This window comes from Citrobacter sp. CK198, assembly GCF_030333295.1.
Taxonomy (GTDB): Bacteria; Pseudomonadota; Gammaproteobacteria; order Enterobacterales; family Enterobacteriaceae; genus Citrobacter_B; species Citrobacter_B koseri.
Genome location: NZ_JAOWGE010000030.1, coordinates 260,945 through 286,165, shown reverse-complemented (window position 1 = coordinate 286,165; position 25,221 = coordinate 260,945). Strand labels below are relative to the sequence as shown.

16 protein-coding genes and 2 tRNA genes are annotated in these 25,221 nt (G+C 55.8%); 11 read left to right on the top strand and 7 right to left on the bottom strand.

The annotated features are described in order from the left end of the window. Positions 1–5 precede the first annotated feature (5 nt). The 3 genes from nirB (at position 6) to OGY62_RS10190 (ending at position 8,183) form a co-directional block, all read left to right on the top strand. A complete protein-coding gene (nirB, locus tag OGY62_RS10200) occupies positions 6–4,073 on the top strand; it encodes a nitrite reductase large subunit NirB (protein WP_286459711.1) in 4,068 nt (1,355 codons plus the stop codon). Continuing rightward, positions 4,070–6,682, top strand: coding sequence for a nitrate reductase (locus OGY62_RS10195; RefSeq protein ID WP_286459709.1), 2,613 nt, complete (start codon positions 4,070–4,072; stop codon positions 6,680–6,682). The genes nirB and OGY62_RS10195 overlap by 4 nt, the downstream gene beginning before the upstream one ends. A 94-nt stretch (positions 6,683–6,776) precedes the next feature. After that, complete coding sequence (locus tag OGY62_RS10190) at positions 6,777–8,183, top strand: YchO/YchP family invasin (protein WP_024130295.1); 1,407 nt, start codon at positions 6,777–6,779, stop codon at positions 8,181–8,183. Here the strand turns inward: OGY62_RS10190 and narL are convergent, their stop codons facing one another. Both narL and narX read right to left on the bottom strand, forming a co-directional pair. After that, positions 8,184–8,834, bottom strand: coding sequence for a two-component system response regulator NarL (narL, locus tag OGY62_RS10185; protein WP_012132179.1), 651 nt, complete (start codon positions 8,832–8,834; stop codon positions 8,184–8,186). It abuts the gene before it with no gap. Then, the gene (narX, locus tag OGY62_RS10180) at positions 8,827–10,623 is read right to left on the bottom strand and encodes a nitrate/nitrite two-component system sensor histidine kinase NarX (protein WP_286459707.1); all 1,797 of its coding nucleotides are present in this window, start codon (positions 10,621–10,623) and stop codon (positions 8,827–8,829) included. Before narX ends, narL begins: the two co-directional genes overlap by 8 nt. 359 nt (positions 10,624–10,982) lie before the next feature. Between narX and OGY62_RS10175 the strand changes: the two genes are divergently transcribed. From OGY62_RS10175 to narI, 5 genes are all read left to right on the top strand, one after another. Then, complete coding sequence (locus tag OGY62_RS10175; RefSeq protein WP_024130296.1) at positions 10,983–12,374, top strand: NarK family nitrate/nitrite MFS transporter; 1,392 nt, start codon at positions 10,983–10,985, stop codon at positions 12,372–12,374. A gap of 393 nt (positions 12,375–12,767) precedes the next feature. Beyond that, positions 12,768–16,511 (top strand): nitrate reductase subunit alpha, encoded by a 3,744-nt coding sequence (locus tag OGY62_RS10170; RefSeq protein ID WP_012132184.1) that lies wholly within the window; start codon positions 12,768–12,770, stop codon positions 16,509–16,511. Beyond that, positions 16,508–18,043, top strand: coding sequence for a nitrate reductase subunit beta (gene narH, locus OGY62_RS10165; protein ID WP_012132185.1), 1,536 nt, complete (start codon positions 16,508–16,510; stop codon positions 18,041–18,043). Before OGY62_RS10170 ends, narH begins: the two co-directional genes overlap by 4 nt. After that, positions 18,040–18,750, top strand: coding sequence for a nitrate reductase molybdenum cofactor assembly chaperone (gene narJ / locus OGY62_RS10160; RefSeq protein ID WP_012132186.1), 711 nt, complete (start codon positions 18,040–18,042; stop codon positions 18,748–18,750). Before narH ends, narJ begins: the two co-directional genes overlap by 4 nt. Next, positions 18,750–19,427: a respiratory nitrate reductase subunit gamma gene (gene narI, locus OGY62_RS10155; protein ID WP_012132187.1), complete on the top strand. Its 678-nt coding sequence runs from the start codon at positions 18,750–18,752 to the stop codon at positions 19,425–19,427. The genes narJ and narI overlap by 1 nt, the downstream gene beginning before the upstream one ends. A gap of 199 nt (positions 19,428–19,626) precedes the next feature. Here the strand turns inward: narI and OGY62_RS10150 are convergent. The 4 genes from OGY62_RS10150 to OGY62_RS10135 all read right to left on the bottom strand — a co-directional run bounded on the left by OGY62_RS10150 (position 19,627) and on the right by OGY62_RS10135 (position 21,341). Further along, positions 19,627–19,711, bottom strand: a tRNA-Tyr gene (locus OGY62_RS10150). 36 nt (positions 19,712–19,747) lie between these two features. Continuing rightward, positions 19,748–19,832, bottom strand: a tRNA-Tyr gene (locus tag OGY62_RS10145). Positions 19,833–19,990: 158 nt separating this feature from the next. Next, on the bottom strand, positions 19,991–20,833 hold the full coding sequence (purU, locus tag OGY62_RS10140; RefSeq protein WP_049011367.1) for a formyltetrahydrofolate deformylase: 843 nt from the start codon (positions 20,831–20,833) through the stop codon (positions 19,991–19,993). A gap of 52 nt (positions 20,834–20,885) precedes the next feature. Next, complete coding sequence (locus tag OGY62_RS10135) at positions 20,886–21,341, bottom strand: YchJ family protein (protein WP_115182331.1); 456 nt, start codon at positions 21,339–21,341, stop codon at positions 20,886–20,888. A gap of 111 nt (positions 21,342–21,452) precedes the next feature. Between OGY62_RS10135 and rssA the strand changes: the two genes are divergently transcribed. From rssA to galU, 3 genes are all read left to right on the top strand, one after another. Further along, positions 21,453–22,358, top strand: a complete 906-nt coding sequence (rssA, locus tag OGY62_RS10130) for a patatin-like phospholipase RssA (protein ID WP_012132192.1) — start codon at positions 21,453–21,455, stop codon at positions 22,356–22,358. A 90-nt stretch (positions 22,359–22,448) separates the two neighbouring features. Further along, positions 22,449–23,462, top strand: a complete 1,014-nt coding sequence (gene rssB, locus OGY62_RS10125) for a two-component system response regulator RssB (protein WP_104868604.1) — start codon at positions 22,449–22,451, stop codon at positions 23,460–23,462. 201 nt (positions 23,463–23,663) lie between these two features. Continuing rightward, positions 23,664–24,572 carry a UTP--glucose-1-phosphate uridylyltransferase GalU gene (galU, locus tag OGY62_RS10120; protein ID WP_012132194.1) on the top strand — a complete coding sequence of 303 codons (909 nt, stop codon included), beginning with the start codon at positions 23,664–23,666 and terminating at the stop codon, positions 24,570–24,572. Between the two features lie 127 nt (positions 24,573–24,699). On the opposite strand, the gene hns is transcribed toward galU, so the two are convergent. Further along, a complete protein-coding gene (gene hns, locus OGY62_RS10115) occupies positions 24,700–25,113 on the bottom strand; it encodes a histone-like nucleoid-structuring protein H-NS (protein WP_012132196.1) in 414 nt (137 codons plus the stop codon). Positions 25,114–25,221 lie beyond the last annotated feature (108 nt).

The window sequence follows — 25,221 nt, the reverse complement described above, 5'->3', positions numbered from 1 at the left end:
GCGGTATGACGCAGCGACTGGTCATTATCGGCAACGGGATGGCTGCCACCCGTCTGGTGGAGGCGCTGTTGGCGCAGGCGCCGCAGGCCTTCACGATAACCGTGGTGGGGGAAGAACCGCAGCATGCGTATAACCGCATTCAGCTTTCGCCCGTACTGGGCGGCGAAAAGCGCTTTGCGCAGACGCTGCTGCATCCGCCTGAGTGGTATCAGCGCCACGGCGTCACGGTGCTGACGGGGGAAGCCGTCATCGCCGTTGACGCGATAGCGCGTACGGCCACCACCACCGGTCGAACGCTGGCGTGGGATGCGCTGGTGTTTGCCACCGGCTCGGTTCCGTTTATTCCGCCGATCCCCGGCGCTGATTTACCCCATGTGCATGCTTTTCGCACGATTAACGATGTGGACAGCATCCTGCATGGCTGCGGGCCGGTTGCCGTGCTGGGCGGCGGTGTGCTTGGGGTCGAGGCGGCTGCCGCGCTGCGACTAAAAGGTGACAATGTCACGTTAATTCATCGCGGCAATCGGTTCATGGAGCAACAGCTTGATGAGCAGGCCGGGGAACTGCTGGCGGAGCACCTTGTCGCACGCGGGATTGACTGTGTGCTGTCGTCCGGTATCGACAGGATTACGCCTGATGACGTCACGTTGACGAACGGTTGCGTGCTGTCTGCAACGCGCGTGGTGATTGCCACTGGCGTAAAACCCAATACGGCGCTGGCGCAGGCAAGCGGGGTGCTCTGTCAGCGTGGAATTGTGGTGGACGGGCAACTGCGCACGGCGGTGGCGGGGATCAGCGCGATAGGCGAGTGCTGTGAAATCGACGGGCAGACCTGGGGGCTGGTCGCGCCCTGTCTGGCGCACGCGGAGGTGCTGGCGGCCCGCCTGGCGGGAACCCCCGGCGCTGATTTTCACTGGCAGGACAGCGGTACGCGTCTGAAGGTGACGGGTATCGATCTGTTCAGCGCCGGGGAGGTAAACGCCACGGCGGGTGATGACCTGCTGCGCACATTTGACCCGCTGAGCGGCCATTACCGTCGTCTGCTGATCCGCAATGGACGGTTACAGGGGGTGCTGCTGATGGGCGATTGCCGCAGCGCCGCGCCGTTGACTGATTTGCTGGCGCAGGCTGCGTCGGCGAATCCTGACTGGTTATTCGACAGATTTGATACGCAGCCTGCGGCTGCAGGACAGGTGACTATGACAAAACCCACGTTGGCTGTTGTTGGACACGGTATGGTTGGCCACCATTTTCTTGAGCAATGCGTTAGCCGCAATTTGCATCTTGACTATCAGATTGTGGTCTTTGGCGAAGAGCGTTATGCCGCCTATGACCGCGTTCATCTGTCGGAGTATTTCGCCGGGCGCAGCGCAGAATCGCTCTCGCTGGTGGAAGGCGATTTTTTTGCCCGCCACGGTATTGAGCTGCGGTTGTCGCAATGCGTTACGGCGATCGATCGGGATGCCCGCGTTATTCGCACCGCCAGCGGACATGAAACGCACTGGGATAAACTGGTGCTGGCAACCGGATCATATCCCTTTGTTCCGCCGGTGAAAGGCGGTGATTCAGCGGCGTGTTTCGTCTATCGCACGCTGGACGATCTGGATGCGATTGCCGCGAAGGCAAAACACTCTCGCCGTGGGGTGGTGATTGGCGGCGGGCTGTTGGGGCTGGAGGCGGCGAACGCCTTGCGGCAATTAGGGCTGGAGACGCATGTTGTCGAGTTCGCGCCATCGTTAATGGCGGTTCAGCTTGATAACGCTGGCGCGGCGATGCTGCGCGAAAAAATCGAGGCGCTGGGCGTGAGCGTGCATACCTCGAAATCCACTGCGGAAATTGTCTCCACCCCGCAAGGGTTACAGTTGGTGTTTACGGATAGTGAGCGTCTGGAGACGGATATGGTGGTGTTTTCTGCCGGTATTCGCCCGCAGGATGCGCTGGCGCGCGGCGCCGGACTTCGTATCGGAGAACGCGGCGGGGTGTGTATTGATAACCACTGTCTGACCTCTGACGCGGATGTTTTTGCCATCGGTGAATGTGCGCTCTGGGACGGCAGGGTGTTTGGGCTGGTTGCGCCGGGCTACCAGATGGCGCGCGTGGCGGCAGCGCAGTTGGCCGGTGAAGATGCGGCGTTCAGCGGGGCGGATATGAGCACCAAACTCAAATTGCTGGGGGTGGATGTGGCCTCGTTCGGCGATGCGCAGGGGCGCACGCCAGGCGCGCAAAGCTATCAGTGGACGCATGGCCCGGAGCAAATCTACAAAAAAATTGTGGTCAGCGCGGACGGCAAGACGCTGCTGGGCGGCGTGCTGGTGGGTGATGCGGCGGATTACGCCACGTTATTGCAAATGATGCTTAACGGTATGGCGCTGCCCGGACAGCCGGAATCGCTGATTTTACCTGCTTTGGCGGGCAGCGCGCCGAAAGCTTTGGGCGTTGCGGCATTACCGGACAGCGCGCAAATATGCTCTTGTCATAACGTCAGCAAGGCGGACATTTGCCAGGCGGTCAGCGCGGGCGCAACGGAGATGGGCGCAATCAAGCAGTGCACCAAAGCGGCAACCGGCTGCGGTGGGTGCAGCGCGCTGGTGAAACAGGTGATGGAGTTCCAGCTGGCGGCACAGGGCGTGGAGGTTAAAAAGGATATCTGCGAACACTTTGCGTACTCGCGACAGGAGATTTACCACCTGGTGCGGGTGAACCGCATCCACACCTTTGAGCAACTGATTAGCCGCTATGGTCGCGGGCATGGTTGTGAGATTTGCAAACCACTGGTGGGCTCGGTGCTGGCCTCCTGCTGGAATGAGTATCTGCTAAAACCTGCGCATCTGCCGTTGCAGGACACCAACGATCGTTATTTTGCCAATATCCAGAAAGACGGTTCGTATTCCGTTGTACCGCGCATGGCGGCAGGCGAGGTGACGCCGGATGGGCTGATTGCCATAGGCGAAATCGCCAAACGTTATCAGCTCTACAGCAAAATTACCGGCGGGCAGCGTATCGACTTGTTTGGCGCGCGCCTCGAACAACTGCCGGATATCTGGCGCGATCTGGTTGCTGCCGGTTTTGAAACCGGGCACGCCTACGGGAAGTCGTTGCGCACAGTGAAATCCTGCGTCGGGTCAACCTGGTGTCGCTATGGCGTTCAGGATTCAACCGGTCTGGCCGTCACGCTGGAGAACCGCTACAAGGGACTGCGCGCCCCGCACAAAATCAAAATGGCGGTCTCCGGCTGTACCCGCGAGTGTGCCGAAGCGCAGGGGAAAGACGTTGGTGTGATCGCCACCGATAAGGGCTGGAACCTGTATGTCTGCGGAAACGGCGGTATGAAGCCGCGTCATGCGGATCTGTTCGCCAGCGATCTGGATGACGCCACGCTGATTAAATTCGTGGATCGCTTCCTGATGTTCTATATCCGTACCGCCGATCGCCTGCAACGCACCAGCACCTGGATGGATAATCTTGAAGGGGGCATCGACTATCTGCGCGAGGTGGTTATACACGACAGCCTGGGTATCGGCGACGAGCTTGAACAAGAGATGGCGCGGATTGTGGAAACATACCAGTGTGAATGGCAAACCACGCTGAATGATCCGCAGCGTCTGGCGCTGTTCCGCGCCAGCGTGAACGGCGACGAACCGGATGAAGCCGTAGCGCGCCAGATGCTACGTGGGCAACCGCAGCTGGCGAAACCGGCGGCGCCAGCGAGAACCATCCTGCCGAAAAAACCCTGGCAGGAGGTTTGTCAACTGGAGGAGATCCCCGAACAGGCGGGCATTGGCGCCCGTCTGGGCAACCTGCAAATTGCGCTGTTTCGCTTTGGTCAGACGATTTACGCCCTTGATAACCATGAACCCGGCAGCGACGCAAACGTGCTTTCCCGGGGAATTCTGGGGGATGCCGGCGGTGAGCCCGTTGTCATTTCACCGCTCTACAAACAGCGTATTCGCCTGCGCGATGGTCGACAGTATGACAGCGGTGAACCCGTTGTGCGCGCCTGGCCGGTGAAAGTCGAAGCGGGCAAGGTATGGGTGGGGAATCAGGCGCTACTGCTGCGTGCGGAGGCGTCATGAATGAAACCCGGACAACGTGCCCTTACTGCGGCGTCGGCTGTGGAGTGATCGCCCGCGTCAGCGAACAGGGCGTCACGGTTCAGGGCGATCCCGATCACCCGGCCAATTTTGGGCGACTGTGTGTGAAAGGCGCCGCGCTGGGGGAAACCACCGAACTGAGCGGGCGGTTATTACACCCGCAGGTTAACGGTGAAACGGTAAGCTGGCAGCAGGCGCTGAACACGGCGGGCGAGCGCCTGCGCAGCATCATCACGCAATATGGCCCAACGTCGGTGGCTTTCTACGCCTCGGGACAACTGCTGACGGAAGACTACTATGCGGCGAATAAACTGATGAAGGGATTTATCGGTGCGGCCAATATCGATACCAATTCGCGCCTGTGCATGTCGTCAGCCGTTACGGGCTACAAACGCGCGTTTGGCGCGGATGTGGTGCCATGCAGCTACGAAGATATAGAGCGCAGCGATCTGGTGATTCTGGTCGGCTCGAACGCGGCGTGGACGCATCCGGTGCTCTATCAGCGCCTGGTGCAGGCGCGAAAAGAGAACCCGTCCATGAAAGTGGTGGTGATTGATCCCCGGCGCACCGCCACCTGTGATATTGCGGATATGCACCTTGCTCTGACGCCCGGCAGCGATGGCGGGCTGTTTGTCGGGCTGCTGCACGCCATCGTGACAAGCGGCGAACATGACGTCGATTTTGATGATGCGCAGGCGGCGTTTGCCCGCGCCAGCCGCTGGCCTGTTGAGCGAGTCGCGCAATTTTGTGGTCTGGAACCCGCGGAAATCCGCCGGTTTTATGATGGTTTTCTGACCGCGCCGCGCGCAATCACCCTTTACACGATGGGGATTAACCAGTCCGCCAGCGGCAGTGATAAATGCAATGCGATCATTAACGTACACCTTGCCAGCGGTAAATACGGGCGGGAAGGCTGCGGGCCCTTTTCGCTGACCGGACAGCCAAATGCGATGGGAGGGCGTGAAGTCGGCGGGCTGGCGACACAGCTGGCGGCGCACATGAATTTTGAGCCGCAGGATCTGTCGCGGGTTGCCCGTTTCTGGGGCACGGAGCGGCTGGCGCAGACGCCGGGGCTGATGGCGGTGGATCTGTTCGACGCTATCGCGCGCGGCGAGGTGAAGGCGGTGTGGATCATGGGCACGAATCCGGCGGTATCGCTGCCGGACACTCATGCCGTTTGCCTGGCGCTGTCTGCCTGCCCGTTGGTCATTGTCTCGGAGGTGGTGGCCGATACCGATACCAGTCGACTGGCGCATATCCGGTTTCCGGCGCTGGCCTGGGGGGAGAAAAACGGCACCGTGACCAACTCTGAACGGCGCATCTCGCGTCAGCGCACATTTTTAACTGCCCCCGGCGAGGCCAGAGCAGACTGGTGGATTGTCGCGCAGATGGCGAAACAACTCGGTTTTGGCGAGGCATTCGCCTGGCAGGATGCGTGGGATGTCTTTCGGGAACACGCTGCGCTGTCGGGGTTTGAGAATGACGGCGACCGCGCGTTTGATATTGGCGCGCTGGCGGATCTGAACCGCGCGGCGTGGGATGAAATGGCGCCTGTCCGCTGGCCAGTCAGCCGTCACCACGGAGCGCTGGACTTGGCTCGCGGCTGGCATCGCAATAAGCGTCTGCGGCTGGTGCCCGTTGAACCGGAGGGCATGAGAACGCGCTGTGACGCGCTCTATCCGCTTATTTTAAACAGCGGCCGCCTGCGCGATCAGTGGCACACCATGACCCGAACCGGAACGGTGGTTCGGCTTATGCAGCACATTAGCGAACCGATTGTTGAGGTTTCACCGTCCGATGCCGCCCGTTTTCACCTGGTGGATGGCGCATTTGGCCGTATCAGCTCCTCGCGCGGGGTAATGGTCGCCAGAGTGGTGATTCAGGCCGGCTTGCGGGAAGGGACGGCGTTTACGCCGATGCACTGGAATAATCGCTTTGCCCGGCAGGGAAGGGTGAATGCGCTGGTCGCGCCCGTCTGCGATCCTCAATCTGGGCAGCCGGAGAGTAAACAAACGGCGGTGCGCATCACGCCGTGGCAGCCGCGCTGGCAGGGGGAACTGTTCATCCGCGAAGAGATAACCTTTCCTCCTTTTGTTCACTGGTGGCGTAAAGCGGCGGAAGGCGTGGCGCGTTTCACTCTCGCAAGCGATCGTGACGATCGCGACTGGTTGCTGGCGATGTGCCGCGAACAGCGCTGGCAATTGCAGACCGCGCAGACGCCGCAGGGGCTGAATATTCTGGCCTGGCAGGCGGGACAATTAATGCTGGGGTTCTGGTCAGATGCGATAAAACCCGAAACAGACGATGCGGCGGTGATTGCCGCGTTCCGCCATCCGCCGGAAAACGCCCCTGAACGGCATGGCCTGTTGAGTGGCAAACCGGGCGGCGGGATGCCCGACCAGGGACGCATTATCTGTAGCTGCTTTAGCGTGGGGGAGTGTGCTATTCAGCAGGCTATCGCACAAGGGTGCGACTCCGTTCAGGCGCTGGGCAAAACATTACGCTGCGGCACCAACTGCGGCTCATGCGTACCGGAGCTGAAAGCGCTGCTGGCGCAAACGGCATCCGCCGGAAGCCTGGGATTCTCCTGAAAATGCGATAAAGGGCTGCAAAACGCGGATGGAAACGTTATGGTTTTAGTTAATTGTGAGATTTCATTCGTTTAATGTAAAAGCAGCTGACAATTTGAGCCGTATTGTTTATCGCCCTCTTTCCCTTTGCATACTCTTGCTGCTGGCAGGCGGTACTGCCAGCGCGCAATCCTCGTTTATTCAACAGGCGGAAAATCCCTTCGATAACAACCAGGATGGTTTACCTGATTTGGGCATGACGCCTGAGTCACACGAAGGTGAAAAACAGTTTGCTGAGATGGTGAAAGCCTTTGGCGAAGCGAGCATGACCGACAATGGGCTGGATACCGGCGAGCAGGCGCGTCAGTTTGCGTTTGGCCAGGTGCGGGACGCCGTGAGTGAACAGGTTAATCATCAACTGGAGTCCTGGCTTTCGCCCTGGGGGAATGCGAGTGTCGATCTCAGGATTGATAACGAAGGGAGCTTTACCGGCAGTCGTGGGGGCTGGTTTATTCCCTGGCAGGACAACACGCGGTATCTGACCTGGAGTCAACTCGGGCTGACTCAGCAGGACGATGGCCTGGTCAGTAATGTCGGCATCGGCCAACGCTGGGCGCGCGACGGCTGGCTGTTAGGGTACAACACTTTTTATGACAATCTGCTGGATGAAAATCTGCAACGGGCGGGATTTGGCGCGGAAGCGTGGGGCGAATACCTGCGATTATCCGCCAATTACTACCAGCCTTTCGCTTCCTGGCATGAACAGACCACCGCCTTAGAGCAGCGTATGGCGCGCGGCTACGATGTTACCGCGCAGATGCGTATGCCGTTTTATCAACACCTCAACACCAGCGTCAGCGTGGAACAGTATTTCGGCGAACGGGTGGATCTGTTTGACTCAGGCACGGGATACCATAATCCGGTAGCGGTAAAACTGGGGCTTAATTACACGCCGGTGCCGCTGGTGACGGTGACGGCGCAACATAAACAGGGCGAGAGCGGGGTGAGCCAGAATAATCTGGGGTTGAACCTGAATTACCGTTTTGGCGTGCCGCTGAACAAACAGCTGTCGGCCAGCGAGGTGGCGGAGAGTCAGTCGTTGCGCGGCAGTCGCTATGACAACCCGCAGCGCAATAATCTCCCGACGATGGAGTATCGTCAGCGTAAAACGCTCACTGTTTTTCTGGCGACGCCGCCGTGGGATCTCCAGCCTGGCGAGACGGTGCCGCTGAAGGTGCAGATCCGCAGTCGGCATGGCGTTCGTCATGTGACGTGGCAGGGCGATACGCAGGCGCTGAGTCTGACGGCAGGAGCGAAGGCGGACAGCGCAGAGGGCTGGACCATTATCATGCCGGCCTGGGACAGCAGCGAAGGGGCGACAAATCGCTGGCGGTTGTCGGTCGTTGTTGAAGATGAGCAGGGCCAGCGTGTCTCCTCCAATGAGATCACGCTATCACTGACTGAACCGTTTATGGCGATGCCCGATAACGATCCGCGCTGGAAGCTGCTCCCGGAGGAGTAATCAGAAGATGCGTTCCTGATGCACCCATACCGCCGCTTCGACGCGTGACTTCAGCTTCATCTTCTTCAGCATATGTTTCACATGCACTTTGACCGTACTCTCGGTGATATCCAGGCGGCGGGCGATCATTTTATTCGGCAGCCCCTGGGCGATCAGCTTCAGGATATCGCGTTCGCGCGGCGTCAGTTGGGTCACGTCGCGGTCAGAGGTCGCGCGGTTTGCCCGCAGGCTGGCGGCCAGAACCGGCGTTAACGCTTCGCTCAGCACCATTTCGCCAGCGGCCGCTTGCTGTAAGGCTTTCAGCAGATCTTCCGGCTCCATATCTTTTAACAGATAGCCGTCTGCGCCGCGCTTCAGCGCCGTCACCACGTCTTCTTCATGATTGGACACGCTGAATACTACGATACGGCCTGACAGTGATTTCTCACGCAGCTTATCCAGGGTTTCCAGACCGTTCATGCCCGGCATGTTCAGATCCAGCAGGATCAGATCGGGATCAAGAGACTCTGCCAGCTCAATACCCTGCTCGCCATTACTGGCTTCGCCGATCACGCTAATATCGGGCGCCATGCTGACAAGCTGTTTAACACCGGTCCGTAACATCGGATGATCGTCGATCAGCAGGATGGTAGCCGGTTCCTGATTACTCATGGGTATCTCCTTGGACTTCTGTGAAGTTTGTTTCGGGAATAAAGGTGACAGCAACTTCCGTACCGCCCGTCTCACGACGGCGTACACGACAATCGCCACGCAGGCTCTGCGCGCGGTCACGCATAATAATCATGCCATAATGGTTACTGCGCTCGGCGTTTTCTGGTACGCCGCAGCCGTTGTCTTTTACTGTCAGTTTGACCTGATTGCCATTTTGCACCACGGCGACGGCCACCTCATCGGCATGGGAATGCTTGAGGGCGTTACTTAACGCTTCGCGGGCAATTTGCAACAGGTGGATAGCCTGATGCGACGGCACCCGTCGCGGCGGGAGCTGATAATCCAGCTTCACCGTAAAACCAAATCGGGCGCTATATTCCTGACAGCTCGCCTCCAGCGCAGGCCGCAGGCCGGGTTCGGTCAACTGTAACCGGAAGGTGGTCAACAGTTCACGTAGCTGTACCCAGGAGGTATTCAGTTCGTTGCGGATCTGGCTGAGCAACTCGCGGCTGCCTTCCGGCAACGTCGCGCCCTGCATTTGCAGACAGCTGACCTGCATCTTCATGCAGGAGAGCGATTGTGCAATAGAATCATGAAGTTCGCGGGCAATGGTGGCACGCTCTTCCATCACAATCAACTGTTGCTGGCGTTCCTGATTTCTGTCCAGCGCCAGCGTAGCGGTCAATTGCTCGACCAGCGTATCAATCATCTGCTGCTGATCGTGACTCAGATGGCGCCCGTGCGGCAGCGTCGCCAGCAGAATGCCGTATTGCGTATGGGCATCGGTAAGTCGCCATTTCAGCGTGGTGCCGCCGTTGATCGCGGGCAGCGCGCCGCGCGGGCAGAGGTGGCACCCTTTGTCATCACAACTGCTGTCGGACTGGCAGGTGAACTCCTGATGATTATCTTCATCTTCCAGGTCATAAACCCGCAGTTCAATATCGTGCAGCAGCGTCAGGTTTTGCAGGCCGTTCAGCACCGGGGAGAGGCGCTCGCACAGCGGCACCTGGGAATGCAGGCGGCGGTTGGCCTGCCACAGGAATGAGAGGATCTGGTTTTTATGCTCCAGCCCGGCCGTCTTTTCCTGCACGCGTTGTTCCAGTACGGCGTAACTTTCGGCCAGTTCTTCTGACATGTTGTTGAGCGCTGAGCCTAACATCGCCATCTCATTGCGCCCGCTGATATGCGCCCGCTGGGTGAAGTCGCGCTGGCTGACGGCTCGCGCCATCGAAAGCAGTTGTTTCCACGGTTGCAGCAGGCGCGCCCGTAGCCAGATGATCGTAAAGACGAACAGCAACGCCATAAAGATGGCCATTAACCGATGCACCATCACCACGCGCTCAATGCGCAGCTCGGTCGTGTGATCAAAGGCGGTGACTAACCGATCCAGACCGGTGACAAAACGCATAACATCGCCGGCAACGGCGTTTCTGTCCTGCGCGCGTTGCAGCCCTGGCGCCAGTTCCGTATGCCAGTAGTCCTGTAGTGCGCGAAGCTGCTCTTGTTGCCCGTCGCGTTCCGCAGCGCGGGTCAGTTCAGGGCTGAACGCCGTCTGTTTCATCTCATCCAGCAGTTTTTGGTCGTGGGCGCTCAGCGGCACTGCTGCCAGCAGGCGATAGCTCTGCATACGCAGCGAACCGGCCTTGTTGATCGCATGGGCGCTGCCTTGTACGCCCTGAACCAGCCAGCCAGAGATAGCCATGCCCGCCACACCGATAGCGGTGGACAGGAGAACAATAAGCGCCAGTTGGTTGACCAGCGTGAGTGGAGAGAGACAACGTTTAAACATGTAGACTTCTTCCTTCAGGCTTCCTGCTCAGGAAACCTTAATGAATGACGATTCTGCCGGGATGCTCACCGAGGGGCGTTTCGACAGTGACGTTATTCTCAGCCATACCCTGGAGTATACCCATACCTATAACGAGTTACCTCTTAATTGCTGGTGGTGGGAGGGGATCGCGAAGCCGGGGGGTAGGGTTATACAGCACCGTGAAAAACCACATCTTTTTTGTCGACAAAGCCTACTCACTAAGGGGCATGATAATTTTTAGCCGCGAATAATGACGGCTTTTCCTTTGATTTATATCAACTTACCCCCGGCTGTAAACCCTAATGTGGCAGACATCGAATCGAGTAACAGAGGTGTCTATGAGTCACTCATCTGCCCCCGAAAGGGCATCTGGAGCTGTAATCACAGAATGGCGGCCGGAAGATCCCGCTTTCTGGGAACAGCGTGGTCATCGTGTTGCCAGCCGCAACCTGTGGATTTCCGTCCCCTGTTTGCTGCTGGCGTTTTGTGTATGGATGTTATTCAGCGCCGTCGCGGTGAATTTACCGAAGGTCGGTTTTAACTTCACCACCGATCAGCTGTTCATGCTGACCGCCTTGCCGTCTGTTTCTGGCGCATTACTGCGTGTGCCGTACTCCTTTATGGTTCCTCTGTTTGGCGGCCGCCGCTGGACGGCGTTCAGCACCGGGATTCTGGTCATTCCTTGCGTATGGTTAGGTTTTGCCGTGCAGGACACCTCCACGCCGTTTAGCACCTTTATTCTGATTTCTCTGCTGTGCGGTTTTGCCGGCGCGAACTTTGCCTCCAGCATGGCTAACATCAGCTTCTTCTTTCCAAAACAGAAACAGGGTGGTGCGCTGGGTCTGAACGGCGGTTTAGGCAACATGGGCGTGAGTGTTATGCAGCTGGTCGCGCCGCTGGTGGTCTCGTTGTCTGTCTTTGCCGTATTTGGCAGTCACGGTGTGGAACAGCCGGACGGTTCGCAGCTGTATCTGGCGAACGCCGCCTGGATTTGGGTGCCGTTCCTGGCCATTTTCACCCTGGCCGCCTGGTTCGGTATGAATGAGCTGGCGACCTCGAAGGCTTCGCTGAAAGATCAGTTGCCGGTACTTAAACGTGGGCACCTGTGGATGATGAGCCTGCTGTATCTGGCGACGTTCGGTTCATTCATCGGCTTCTCCGCCGGGTTTGCGATGCTGTCTAAAACGCAGTTCCCGGAAGTACAGATCCTGCATTATGCCTTCTTCGGGCCGTTAATCGGCGCGCTGGCCCGTTCTGCGGGCGGGGCAATTTCCGACCGTCTGGGCGGAACGCGGGTGACGCTGGTTAACTTTGTGCTGATGGCGATTTTCAGCGCCTTACTGTTCCTGACCTTGCCTTCTAACGGCCAGGGCGGCAGCTTTATCGCCTTCTTCGTTGTCTTCCTGGCGCTGTTCCTGACTGCCGGGCTGGGCAGTGGGTCTACTTTCCAGATGATCTCCGTTATTTTCCGCAAGCTGACGATGGACAGGGTTAAAGCGGAAGGGGGTTCTGAAGAGAAAGCGCTGCGTGAAGCCGCGACCGATACCGCAGCCGCATTGGGCTTTATCTCTGCGATTGGCGCAATCGGCGGTTTCTTTATTCCGAAAGCATTCGGGACATCTCTGGCATTAACCGGCTCACCGGTCGATGCGATGAAAGTGTTCCTGATTTTCTATATCGCCTGCGTAGTCATCACCTGGGCGGTATACGGACGTCATTCTAAAAAATAAAAAAGTAATTGTTTGATTATCCATTGCGCGGCGTTAGACCGCGCTTTTTTTTGCCTGTTTTTAGTTACAACATACTTATTTATAAATAAATAGCGCCGGTTTGTCAGAACAGCGTTCATTTATGCCTTGCAGGAGGCATACCCCTTAATACCCACTTATAAAGAATTTAACATTTACATAATGGATGGATTTGAAAATATTTATATTAATCAGCATGTTGAGTGAATAAAAATAATCCTCCTTAAGGGGTATGTCAAAAAACACCCCCGATTTTCATCCCCGTCTGCCTTGATCGTTATCAATTCTGACGCCCTTTCAGAGCGTTACCTTCACAGCCAATCCAGCAATGTCGATTTATCAGAGAGCCGTCAGGCTCCAAACAGGAGAAACCCGATGAGTAAATTCCTGGACCGGTTTCGCTACTTCAAACAGAAGGGCGAAACCTTTGCCGATGGGCACGGCCAGCTTCTCGAAACAAACCGGGACTGGGAGGATGGATACCGCCAACGTTGGCAGCATGACAAAGTCGTGCGTTCAACCCACGGGGTAAACTGTACCGGCTCTTGCAGCTGGAAAATTTATGTGAAAAACGGTCTGGTCACCTGGGAAACCCAGCAGACAGACTACCCGCGTACCCGCCCGGATATGCCGAACCATGAACCTCGCGGCTGCCCGCGTGGCGCGAGCTACTCCTGGTATCTCTACAGCGCAAACCGCCTGAAATATCCGCTGATGCGTAAGCGCCTGATGAAAATGTGGCGTGATGCGAAAAAACTGCACAGCGATCCGGTAGAAGCCTGGGCTTCCATCATCGAAGACGCCGATAAAGCAAAAAGCTTCAAACAAGCGCGTGGTCGTGGTGGCTTCGTTCGTTCTTCCTGGCAGGAAGTGAACGAACTGATTGCGGCATCCAACGTTTATACCATCAAAAATTACGGTCCCGATCGCGTGGCGGGCTTCTCGCCGATTCCGGCAATGTCGATGGTCTCTTACGCATCCGGTGCTCGTTACCTGTCTCTGATCGGCGGGACTTGCCTGAGCTTCTACGACTGGTACTGCGACCTGCCGCCTGCGTCTCCGCAGACCTGGGGCGAGCAGACGGACGTACCGGAATCCGCTGACTGGTACAACTCCAGCTACATCATCGCCTGGGGCTCTAACGTTCCGCAGACCCGTACCCCGGATGCCCACTTCTTTACTGAAGTGCGTTACAAAGGCACCAAAACAGTTGCCGTTACGCCTGACTACGCTGAAATCGCCAAGCTGTGCGACCTGTGGCTGGCGCCGAAGCAGGGGACTGACGCCGCAATGGCGCTGGCGATGGGCCACGTCATGCTGCGTGAATTCCACCTTGATAACCCGAGCCAGTATTTCACCGATTACGTCCGTCGCTATACCGACATGCCGATGCTGGTGATGCTTGAAGAACGCGACGGTTACTATGCCGCTGGCCGTATGCTGCGCGCCGCCGATCTTATTGACGCGCTGGGTCAGGAAAACAACCCGGAATGGAAAACCGTTGCCATCAACACCCGCGGCGATATGGTTGCGCCGAACGGTTCTATTGGCTTCCGCTGGGGCGAGAAAGGCAAATGGAACCTCGAACAGCGTGACGGTACGTCAGGCGAGGAAACCGAACTGCAACTCAGCCTGCTGGGTAGCCAGGACGATATCGCAGAAGTGGGCTTCCCGTACTTTGGCGGTGAAGGCACTGAACACTTCAACAAAGTCGAGCTGCAAAACGTTCTGCTGCACAAGCTGCCGGTGAAACGCCTGCAACTGGCGGACGGAACCACCGCGCTGGTGACTACCGTTTACGATCTGACGATGGCGAACTATGGCCTGGAACGCGGTCTGAACGACGAAAACTGCGCAACCAGCTACGACGACATTAAAGCCTATACTCCGGCGTGGGCAGAGCAGATAACCGGCGTACCGCGTGCGCAAATCACTCGTATCGCCCGTGAATTTGCGGATAACGCCGATAAGACGCATGGTCGTTCAATGATCATCGTCGGCGCCGGTCTGAACCACTGGTATCACCTCGATATGAACTATCGTGGGCTTATCAACATGCTGGTGTTCTGCGGCTGTATCGGTCAGAGCGGCGGCGGCTGGGCGCACTATGTCGGCCAGGAAAAACTGCGTCCGCAGACCGGCTGGCAGCCGCTGGCGTTTGCTCTTGACTGGCAGCGTCCGGCGCGTCACATGAACAGCACCTCCTATTTCTATAACCACTCCAGCCAGTGGCGCTACGAGACGGTTACCGCGCAGGAACTGCTGTCGCCGATGGCGGATAAATCCCGCTACAGCGGTCATCTGATCGACTTCAACGTGCGTGCTGAACGCATGGGCTGGCTGCCGTCTGCGCCGCAGTTGGGCACCAACCCGCTGTACATCGCGCGTGAAGCGGAAAAAGCCGGGATGACGGCGGTGGATTACACCGTTAAATCGCTGAAAGAAGGCTCGATTCGTTTTGCGGCGGAGCAGCCGGAAAACGGGAAAAACCACCCGCGTAACCTGTTTATCTGGCGCTCGAACCTGCTGGGTTCATCCGGTAAAGGGCATGAGTACATGCTGAAGTACCTGCTGGGTACGGAAAACGGTATTCAGGGCAAAGATCTGGGTATGCAGGGCGGCGTGAAGCCGGAAGAAGTGGAATGGCAGGATAACGGTCTTGACGGCAAACTGGACCTGGTGGTGACGCTGGACTTCCGTCTGTCGAGCACCTGCCTGTACTCCGACATCGTGCTGCCGACCGCCACCTGGTATGAAAAAGACGACATGAATACCTCGGATATGCATCCGTTTATTCACCCGTTGTCTGCCGCCGTTGACCCGGCCTGGGAATCGAAAAGCGACTGGGAAATCTATAAAGGCATCGCGAAGAAATTCTCTGAAGTCTGCGTGGGACACCTTGGCAAAGAAACCGATGTGGTGACGTTGCCTATTCAGCACGACTCCGCTGCCGAACTGGCGCAGCCGCTGGACGTGAAAGACTGGAAAAAAGGCGAATGCGACCTGATCCCAGGTAAAACCGCGCCGCACATCATTCCGGTGGAACGCGACTACCCGGCGACGTATGAGCGCTTTACCTCTATCGGCCCGCTGATGGAGAAAATCGGCAACGGTGGCAAGGGTATCGCCTGGAACACTCAGAGCGAAATGGATTTGCTGCGCAAGCTCAATTACACCAAAGCTGAAGGCCCGGCAAAAGGCCAGCCGATGCTGAATACCGCGATTGATGCCGCCGAGATGATCCTCACGCTGGCGCCGGAAACTAACGGCCACGTAGCGGTGAAAGCCTGGGCAGCGCTGAGTGAGTTCACCGGTCGTGACCATACGCATCTGGCGACCAATAAAGAAGAAGAGAAAATCCGCTTCCGCGATATTCAGGCGCAGCCGCGCAAAATTATCTCCAGCCCGACCTGGTCTGGCCTGGAAGATGAACACGTCTCTTACAATGCCGGTTATACCAACGTTCACGAGCTGATTCCGTGGCGTACGCTGTCTGGCCGCCAGTCCCTGTATCAGGATCATCAGTGGATGCGTGACTTTGGCGAAAGCCTGCTGGTTTACCGTCCGCCAATCGACACGCGTTCAGTGAAAGCGGTGATGGGTGAGAAATCTAACGGCAACCCGGAAAAAGCACTCAACTTCCTGACGCCGCACCAGAAGTGGGGTATCCACTCTACCTACAGCGACAACCTGCTGATGCTGACGCTGTCGCGCGGTGGGCCGATTGTCTGGATGAGCGAAACCGATGCCAAAGATCTGGGTATTGAAGATAACGACTGGATCGAGGTCTTTAACAGCAACGGTGCGCTGACGGCACGCGCGGTGGTAAGCCAGCGTGTTCCGGCCGGGATGACCATGATGTACCACGCGCAGGAACGTATCGTTAACCTGCCGGGTTCAGAAATTACCCAGCAGCGCGGCGGTATTCACAACTCGGTAACCCGTATCACGCCGAAGCCGACCCACATGATCGGCGGCTATGCGCAGCTGGCCTACGGCTTTAACTACTACGGTACGGTCGGTTCAAACCGCGATGAGTTTGTTGTGGTGCGTAAGATGAAGAACATTAACTGGTTGGATGGCGAAGGCAATGACCAGGTACAGGAGAGCGTAAAATGAAAATTCGTTCACAAGTCGGCATGGTGCTGAATCTCGATAAATGCATCGGCTGCCACACCTGTTCAGTGACCTGTAAAAACGTCTGGACCAGCCGTGAAGGTATGGAATACGCCTGGTTCAATAACGTGGAAAGTAAGCCTGGCGTCGGTTTCCCGAACGACTGGGAAAATCAGGAAAAATGGAAAGGCGGCTGGGTCCGTAAAATTAACGGCAAACTGCAACCTCGCATGGGCAACCGTGCGATGCTGCTGGGTAAAATCTTCGCTAACCCGCATCTGCCGGGCATTGATGATTACTACGAGCCGTTTGATTACGACTACCAGAACCTGCATACCGCGCCGGAAAGCAAGCATCAGCCGATTGCGCGCCCGCGCTCGCTGATCACCGGTCAGCGGATGAACAAAATCACCAGCGGTCCGAACTGGGAAGAAATTCTGGGCGGCGAATTTGAAAAACGCGCCAAAGACCAGAACTTCGAAAACATGCAGAAGGCGATGTACGGCCAGTTCGAAAACACCTTCATGATGTATCTGCCGCGTCTGTGCGAGCACTGCCTCAACCCGGCGTGCGTGGCGACCTGCCCGAGCGGCGCCATCTACAAGCGTGAAGAGGACGGCATCGTCCTGATTGATCAGGACAAATGCCGCGGCTGGCGTATGTGCATCACCGGTTGTCCGTACAAGAAGATCTATTTCAACTGGAAGAGCGGGAAGTCCGAGAAGTGTATTTTCTGCTATCCGCGTATTGAAGCGGGTCAACCGACCGTATGTTCCGAAACCTGCGTGGGTCGTATCCGTTACCTTGGCGTGCTGCTGTATGACGCCGATGCGATTGAAAGCGCAGCCAGCACGGAGAACGAGAAAGATCTGTATCAGCGCCAACTGGATGTGTTCCTCGATCCGAACGATCCGGCGGTCATTGAACAAGCGCTGAAAGACGGCGTTCCGCAGAGCGTTATCGATGCGGCGCAGCAGTCCCCGGTTTACAAAATGGCGATGGACTGGAAGCTGGCGCTGCCGCTGCACCCGGAATACCGTACGCTGCCGATGGTCTGGTACGTGCCGCCGCTGTCACCGATTCAGTCTGCGGCGGACGCCGGCGAACTGGGCAGCAACGGCATCCTGCCGGACGTGGAAAGCCTGCGTATTCCGGTTCAGTACCTGGCGAACCTGCTGACCGCAGGCGACACCCAGCCGGTACTGCTGGCGCTGAAACGTATGCTGGCGATGCGTCACTACAAACGTGCGGAAACCGTTGACGGTAAACTGGATACCCGTGCGCTGGAAGAGGTGGGTCTGAGCGAGGCGCAGGCGCAGGAAATGTACCGTTACCTGGCAATTGCAAACTATGAAGACCGTTTCGTTATCCCGAGCAGCCATCGTGAGCTGGCGCGTGAGGCGTTCCCGGAGAAAAGCGGTTGCGGCTTTACGTTCGGCGATGGTTGCCACGGTTCAGATACCAAATTCAACCTGTTCAACAGCCGCCGCATTGATGCCATCGATGTGAGCAGCAAAACGGAGCCGCACCAATGATTGAACTCGTCATTGTTTCGCGTCTGCTCGAGTACCCGGATGCTGCCTTATGGCAGCATCAACAGGAACTTTTCGATGCACTCGCGTCATCCGAAAACCTGGATAAAGAAGATGCCCAGAGTCTGGCGGTTTTCCTGCGCGATCTCACTGCGCAGGAGATGCTGGATGTACAGGCAAGCTACAGCGAACTGTTTGATCGCGGTCGCGCCACGTCGCTGTTGCTGTTTGAGCATGTTCATGGCGAATCCCGCGATCGCGGCCAGGCAATGGTCGATTTGATGGCACAGTACGAGCAGCACGGCCTGCAACTCGACAGTCGTGAGTTGCCTGACCATTTGCCGCTGTATCTGGAGTATCTGGCACAGTTGCCGAAAAACGACGCGCTTGGCGGCTTGCAGGACATCGCGCCGATTCTGGCGTTGCTGGGCGCACGTCTGCAACAGCGGGAAAGTCGCTATGCGGTGCTGTTCGATCTGCTGCTGAAGCTGGCTAATACCGTTATCGACAGCGACAAAGTGGCAGAGAAAATTGCGGATGAAGTCCGTGACGATACCCCGCAAGCACTGGATGCCGTCTGGGAAGAAGAACAGGTGAAATTCTTTGCTGAGCAGGGTTGCGGCGAGTCGGAGATTTCCGCTCACCAGCGTCGTTTTGCCGGGGCTGTCGCTCCGCAATATTTGAATATCACCACCGGAGGACAGCAATAATGCACTTCCTGAATATGTTCTTCTTTGATATCTATCCGTACATTGCCGGGTCAGTGTTCCTGATTGGCAGCTGGTTGCGCTATGACTACGGTCAGTACACCTGGCGTGCGGCTTCCAGCCAGATGCTGGATCGCAAAGGGATGAACCTGGCTTCGAACCTGTTCCACTTCGGTATTCTGGGGATCTTCGCGGGTCACTTCCTGGGGATGCTGACGCCGCACTGGATGTACGAAGCGTTCCTGCCGATTGAAGTGAAGCAGAAAATGGCGATGATTGCAGGCGGCGCTTGTGGCGTGATGACGCTGGTCGGTGGCGTACTGCTGCTCAAACGCCGTTTGTTCAGCCCACGCGTGCGTGCAACGACCACGGGAGCGGATATTTTGATCCTTTCTCTGCTGGTGATTCAGTGCGCGCTGGGACTGCTGACTATTCCGTTCTCTGCGCAACATATGGACGGTAGCGAAATGATGAAACTGGTGGGATGGGCACAATCTGTGGTGACGTTCCACGGCGGCGCGTCTGAGCATTTAGAGGGCGTAGCGTTCATTTTCCGCCTGCACCTGGTGCTGGGGATGACGTTGTTCCTGCTGTTCCCGTTCTCGCGCCTGGTTCACATCTGGAGCGCGCCGGTCGAGTACCTGACGCGTAAATACCAGGTCGTGCGCGCCCGTCGCTGATACGGCTTTGCGTGCGGCTAAACCCTGCTTCGGCAGGGTTTTTTTATGCCTGTCTGCCGGATGGCGGCTGCGCCTTATCCGGCCTACGATCGGACATAAGATGTGGTTATGTAATCATGTAGGCCCGGTAAACGGAGTGCCACCGGGCAAAATATGGAACACAGGAATTTAATTTGGCTGGGGTGCAACAGATAAATAATGGTGGTGGGGGAAGGATTCGAACCTTCGAAGTCGATGACGGCAGATTTACAGTCTGCTCCCTTTGGCCACTCGGGAACCCCACCAGGGGTAATTCAAATTGTAGAGGTCTTGCGAAGAGATGGTGGTGGGGGAAGGATTCGAACCTTCGAAGTCGATGACGGCAGATTTACAGTCTGCTCCCTTTGGCCGCTCGGGAACCCCACCACGGGGTAATGCTTTGTACTGGCCTGCTTCCTGTTGGGAAGCGGGGCGCATCATATCAAATGACACGCCGCTGTAAAGCATTCCTTTGCTTAAAATGAACTGTTTGCGTACTTTTCATCCGTAACGGAGTAAAGCTAATCAATTCATATCGTTGACGATTACAGAATGATGGTGCGATTCCCGTAAACAAACACACGCTGGGCCAGCACCTTATACAATGCGCGGCTTAACACATTCTTTTCAACATCACGCCCTGCTCGCATCATATCCTCAGCCGTATAGGTGTGATCGACATGAATTACGTCCTGCATAATGATCGGGCCTTCGTCCAGATTATCGTTCACGTAGTGCGCGGTAGCGCCGATAATTTTCACGCCACGCTCATAAGCCTGATGGTAAGGACGTGCGCCAATAAAAGCCGGCAGGAACGAATGGTGAATATTGATAATCTTATTCGGGAAGCGGGAAACGAATTCCGGCGTCAGGACGCGCATATACTTAGCCAGCACGACATAATCAGGCTGGTGCGCATCAATGGCGTCCGCCATCTGTTTATCGTGCTCGTCGCGCGTTAACCCTTCGTGGCTGACCAGCTCGAAAGGAATATCGAAACGTTCAACCAGAGGTCGCAGGGTTTCGTGGTTGCCGATTACGGCGGAAATCTCAACGTCGAGCCCGCCATAGTTGGCTTTCATTAACAGATCGCCCAGACAATGCGCTTCTTTGGTGACCAGAATGACGACGCGGCGACGCCCGGCAGGATTTAACTCGCGTACAGAACCCTCCGGTAATGCGCTGTCGAGATCGGCAAGCAGCGTGACATCATTAAAAATGCCTTCCAGCTCTGTGCGCATAAAGAAGCGCCCGGTCCGGTGGTCAACAAATTCGTTGTTTTGCACGATATTGAGTTCGTGCTTGTAGCAGATATTTGTAATACGCGCGATGAGGCCCTTCTGATCGGGGCAGATAGTGCGCAGAACTTTTCGTTGTAGTGAATGCATTACCGGGTAAATCCTGTTTAATGTGTTTGCTGTATCAGCACTGTCAGGCGTTTTAGCCGCAGCACTTTTTAAATTTTTTGCCGGACCCGCAGGGGCAGGGATCGTTTCGACCAAACTGGGGGCGCGTACCGTCAATATAGTACCACTGACCGTTTTCTTTTAAGAAACGCGAACGTTCAATAATCGCGCCGGGTGTTCCCTGTTCGATAAAACGGGCCACAAAACTGACATACCCTGTGTTTTCCGCGTCTGACCCGCTCTCTTCAAAAATGGTCAACCCAAGCCACTCAGTATGGGCGAACCCCGCGACAATATCGTCCCGAAAGGCGGTTGCACCACATGCGGGATGCCAGGTTCTAATCAGGTAATTTGCGTCTTTCATCACAAAAGCGCAGTAGCGAGAACGCATGAGATGTGACGGATCGGGTGCAACTCGCTCACCGGACACAATAGGGCCGCAACATAGGCTATACTCGACAGCGCTACCGCAGGGACAAAGCTGAGACACAATCATCTCCCTGGATAAAAAAAACGGCGTACAAACGCCAGGGTAGCGCTATGTTAACCGAGTGGTGACGATGTTGCTACGTCTGGAAGCCAGGGGAAGTTTTTACGTACGATGAGAAAAATTAAAATAGGGCTGGCGCTAGGTTCCGGCGCCGCAAGAGGATGGTCGCATATTGGTGTCATCAAAGCCCTGAAACACATGGGCATTGATATCGATATCGTGGCGGGATGTTCAATTGGTTCGCTGGTTGGCGCCGCATACGCCTGCAATAAACTGCCCGCGCTTGAACAGTGGGTGTGCTCATTCAGTTACTGGGATGTCCTGCGCCTGATGGATCTCTCCTGGCGCAGAGGAGGGTTGCTGCGCGGCGAGCGCGTCTTCAATCAGTACCGGAACGTTATGCCGGTACTGGATTTTGAACAATGCACCCGACGTTTTGGTACGGTGGCGACCAACCTGAGTACAGGGCGAGAATTGTGGTTTACCGAAGGCGACCTGCACCTTGCGGTTCGCGCGTCTTGCAGTATGCCTGGCCTGATGTCTCCGGTGGCGCATAACGGCTACTGGCTGGTGGATGGCGCCGTCGTTAACCCTGTTCCCGTTTCTCTGACGCGTGCGATGGGCGCCGATATTGTTATTGCGGTCGATCTTCAGCACGATGCGCACCTCATGCAGCAAGATCTTCTGTCTTTGAATGTCAGCAATGATAACGACGAGAGTGATGATTCGCTCTCCTGGCATGCGCGTTTGAAAGAGCGCCTCAGCAGCATGACTTCACGCCGTGCGGTCACCGCGCCAACGGCGATGGAGATTATGACAACGTCCATTCAGGTGCTGGAAAACCGCCTTAAACGCAACCGAATGGCAGGCGACCCGCCGGATATTCTGATTCAACCGTTCTGTCCGCAAATATCCACGTTGGACTTCCACCGTGCCAGTGCCGCTATTGCTGCGGGACAACTGGCGGTAGAGAAAAAGATGGACGAACTTTTGCCTTTGGTGCGTACCGACGTTTAACGCACCTTTTATACACACTTAAGCAAATTCTGACAGGCGCGAGCGGCAATAGCATGCCACTATTTACTAAAGCCAGTCAGGGGAGAAAACATGACGCAGCCATTGGTCGGAAAACAGATTCTTATTGTGGAGGACGAGCCTGTATTTCGCTCGCTTCTGGATTCGTGGTTTTCCTCTTTGGGAGCGACAACGGCACTGGCGGGCGATGGTCTTGACGCCCTGGAGTTACTGGGAAGTTTTACGCCTGATCTGATGATCTGCGATCTTGCGATGCCAAGGATGAACGGTCTCAAACTGGTAGAGCATTTACGTAATCGGGGCGATCAGACCCCCATTCTGGTTATCTCGGCGACAGAAAATATGGCAGATATCGCCAAAGCGCTGCGACTGGGCGTTGAGGACGTCCTGCTAAAGCCAGTGAAAGATCTCAATCGTCTGCGGGAAACCGTCTTCGCCTGCCTCTATCCCAATATGTTTAACTCTCGGGTTGAAGAAGAAGAACGCCTGTTTCGGGACTGGGATGCGATGGTTGATAACCCGGTGGCGGCAGCAAAGCTGTTGCAGGAGTTGCAACCTCCGGTTCAGCAGGTTATCTCGCATTGCCGAATCAATTACCGCCAACTTGTTGCGGCAGACAAACCCGGTCTGGTGCTGGATATTGCGCCGCTGTCTGATAACGATCTCGCTTTTTATTGCCTCGACGTGACGCGGGCAGGGGATAATGGCGTACTGGCCGCGTTATTACTGCGGGCGCTATTTAATGGCTTATTACAGGAACAGCTCGCTCATCAGAATCAGCGTTTGCCGGAACTGGGGGCGTTATTGAAACAGGTCAATCATCTGCTTCGGCAAGCGAATTTGCCGGGACAGTTTCCGCTATTAGTGGGTTATTACCACAGCGGTCTTAAAAATTTGATACTGGTTTCAGCAGGCCTGAATGCGACGTTAAATACCGGTTCTCACCAGGTACAGATCAGTAATGGCGTTCCGCTGGGCACATTGGGCAATACCTACCTGAACCAATTAAGCCAACGCTGCGGGTCATGGCAGTGCCAAATTTGGGGCGCGGGCGGACGTTTGCGTCTTATGTTGTCTGCGGAATGAGCAAATGAAAAGGCAAAGTGAAATTGATTTACCCGCCTTTCTCTGTGGGTGCTACTATCAGCGCCAGATTATACGTATTTGTCTTAATTATACTAACACGCGTCCTTTTCGGAACTGAGGCTTGTACCAGTGCTGATATACTCGGATGCGATACAGATTGATGAACACGTTCAATACATGAACAGTCCAGGAGATTTTTAAATGGCTGCCCTAAATTCGAAAGTCAAAAAAGCCGTTATCCCGGTCGCGGGATTAGGAACCAGGATGTTACCGGCGACGAAAGCGATCCCGAAAGAGATGCTGCCGCTGGTTGATAAGCCATTAATTCAGTATGTCGTGAATGAATGTATTGCTGCGGGCATCACTGAAATTGTGCTGGTGACGCACTCTTCCAAAAACTCGATCGAAAACCATTTCGATACCAGCTTCGAGCTGGAAGCCATGCTGGAAAAACGTGTTAAGCGTCAGTTGCTGGAAGAGGTGCAATCTATTTGCCCTCCGCACGTAACGATTATGCAGGTGCGTCAGGGGCTGGCGAAAGGCCTGGGTCATGCCGTATTGTGCGCGCATCCTGTTGTTGGTAATGAGCCCGTCGCGGTGATTCTGCCGGACGTTATTCTGGATGAATACGAATCCGATCTGTCTCAGGATAACCTTGCTGAAATGATTCGTCGTTTTGACGAAACCGGCTGTAGCCAGATTATGGTTGAGCCTGTTGAAGATGTTACCGCGTACGGCGTTGTTGATTGCAAAGGCGCGGCGTTAGCACCGGGCGAAAGCGTGCCGATGGTTGGCGTTGTAGAGAAGCCGAAAGCGGATGTCGCGCCGTCTAATCTCGCGGTAGTTGGCCGTTATGTCCTGAGCGCGGACATCTGGCCTCTGCTGGCGAAAACCCCTCCGGGAGCGGGCGACGAAATTCAGCTGACCGACGCGATTGATATGCTGATCGAAAAAGAAACGGTCGAAGCCTACCATATGAAGGGCAAAAGCCACGACTGCGGTAATAAATTAGGTTACATGCAGGCGTTCGTTGAATATGGCATCCGTCATAATTCTCTGGGCGCTGAATTTAAAGCATGGCTTGAAGATGAGCTGGGTATTAAGAAGTAAGCGGTATAATCTGAAAGGCGCGGCGCTGTTTAACAGCGCCGTTTTTTTTGCCCTGAACAGACGAGGTATGGGGGAAGGGCAAAAAAAATCCCGCCACTGGCGGGATTTTAAGCAAACATATTCCGAATTATCCCTTGATCAGGAAATCGTCCAGTTGTTTACCTTGTTCTTCCATCGCTTTTTTGATCACTGCCGGTGTACGACCCTGGCCAGTCCAGGTTTTCGTTTCACCGTTTTCATCAACGTAGCTATATTTAGCCGGACGAGCAGCGCGTTTAGCTTTAGTGCCAGATTTAACGGCAGCCATGCTATTCAGCAGTTCGTTCGGATCAATACCGTCGGCAATCAGCATTTCACGATATTGTTGCAGTTTACGGGTACGCTCTTCAACTTCAGCTGCTGCGGCGCTTTCTTCTTCGCGACGCTCGTTAACAACAACTTCTAATTTTTCCAGCATTTCTTCAAGCGTTTCCAGGGTACATTCTCTTGCCTGTGCACGAAGAGTACGGATGTTGTTCAGAATTTTAAGTGCTTCGCTCATTGTAGTAATCTCAAACTTATATTGGGGGTGGTTTGTTGAGCTAATAATAGAGCGATAAATTCAGATGTGCAATAGCCTGGAATGTAAGGAATTCAAAATTGCTCTTTA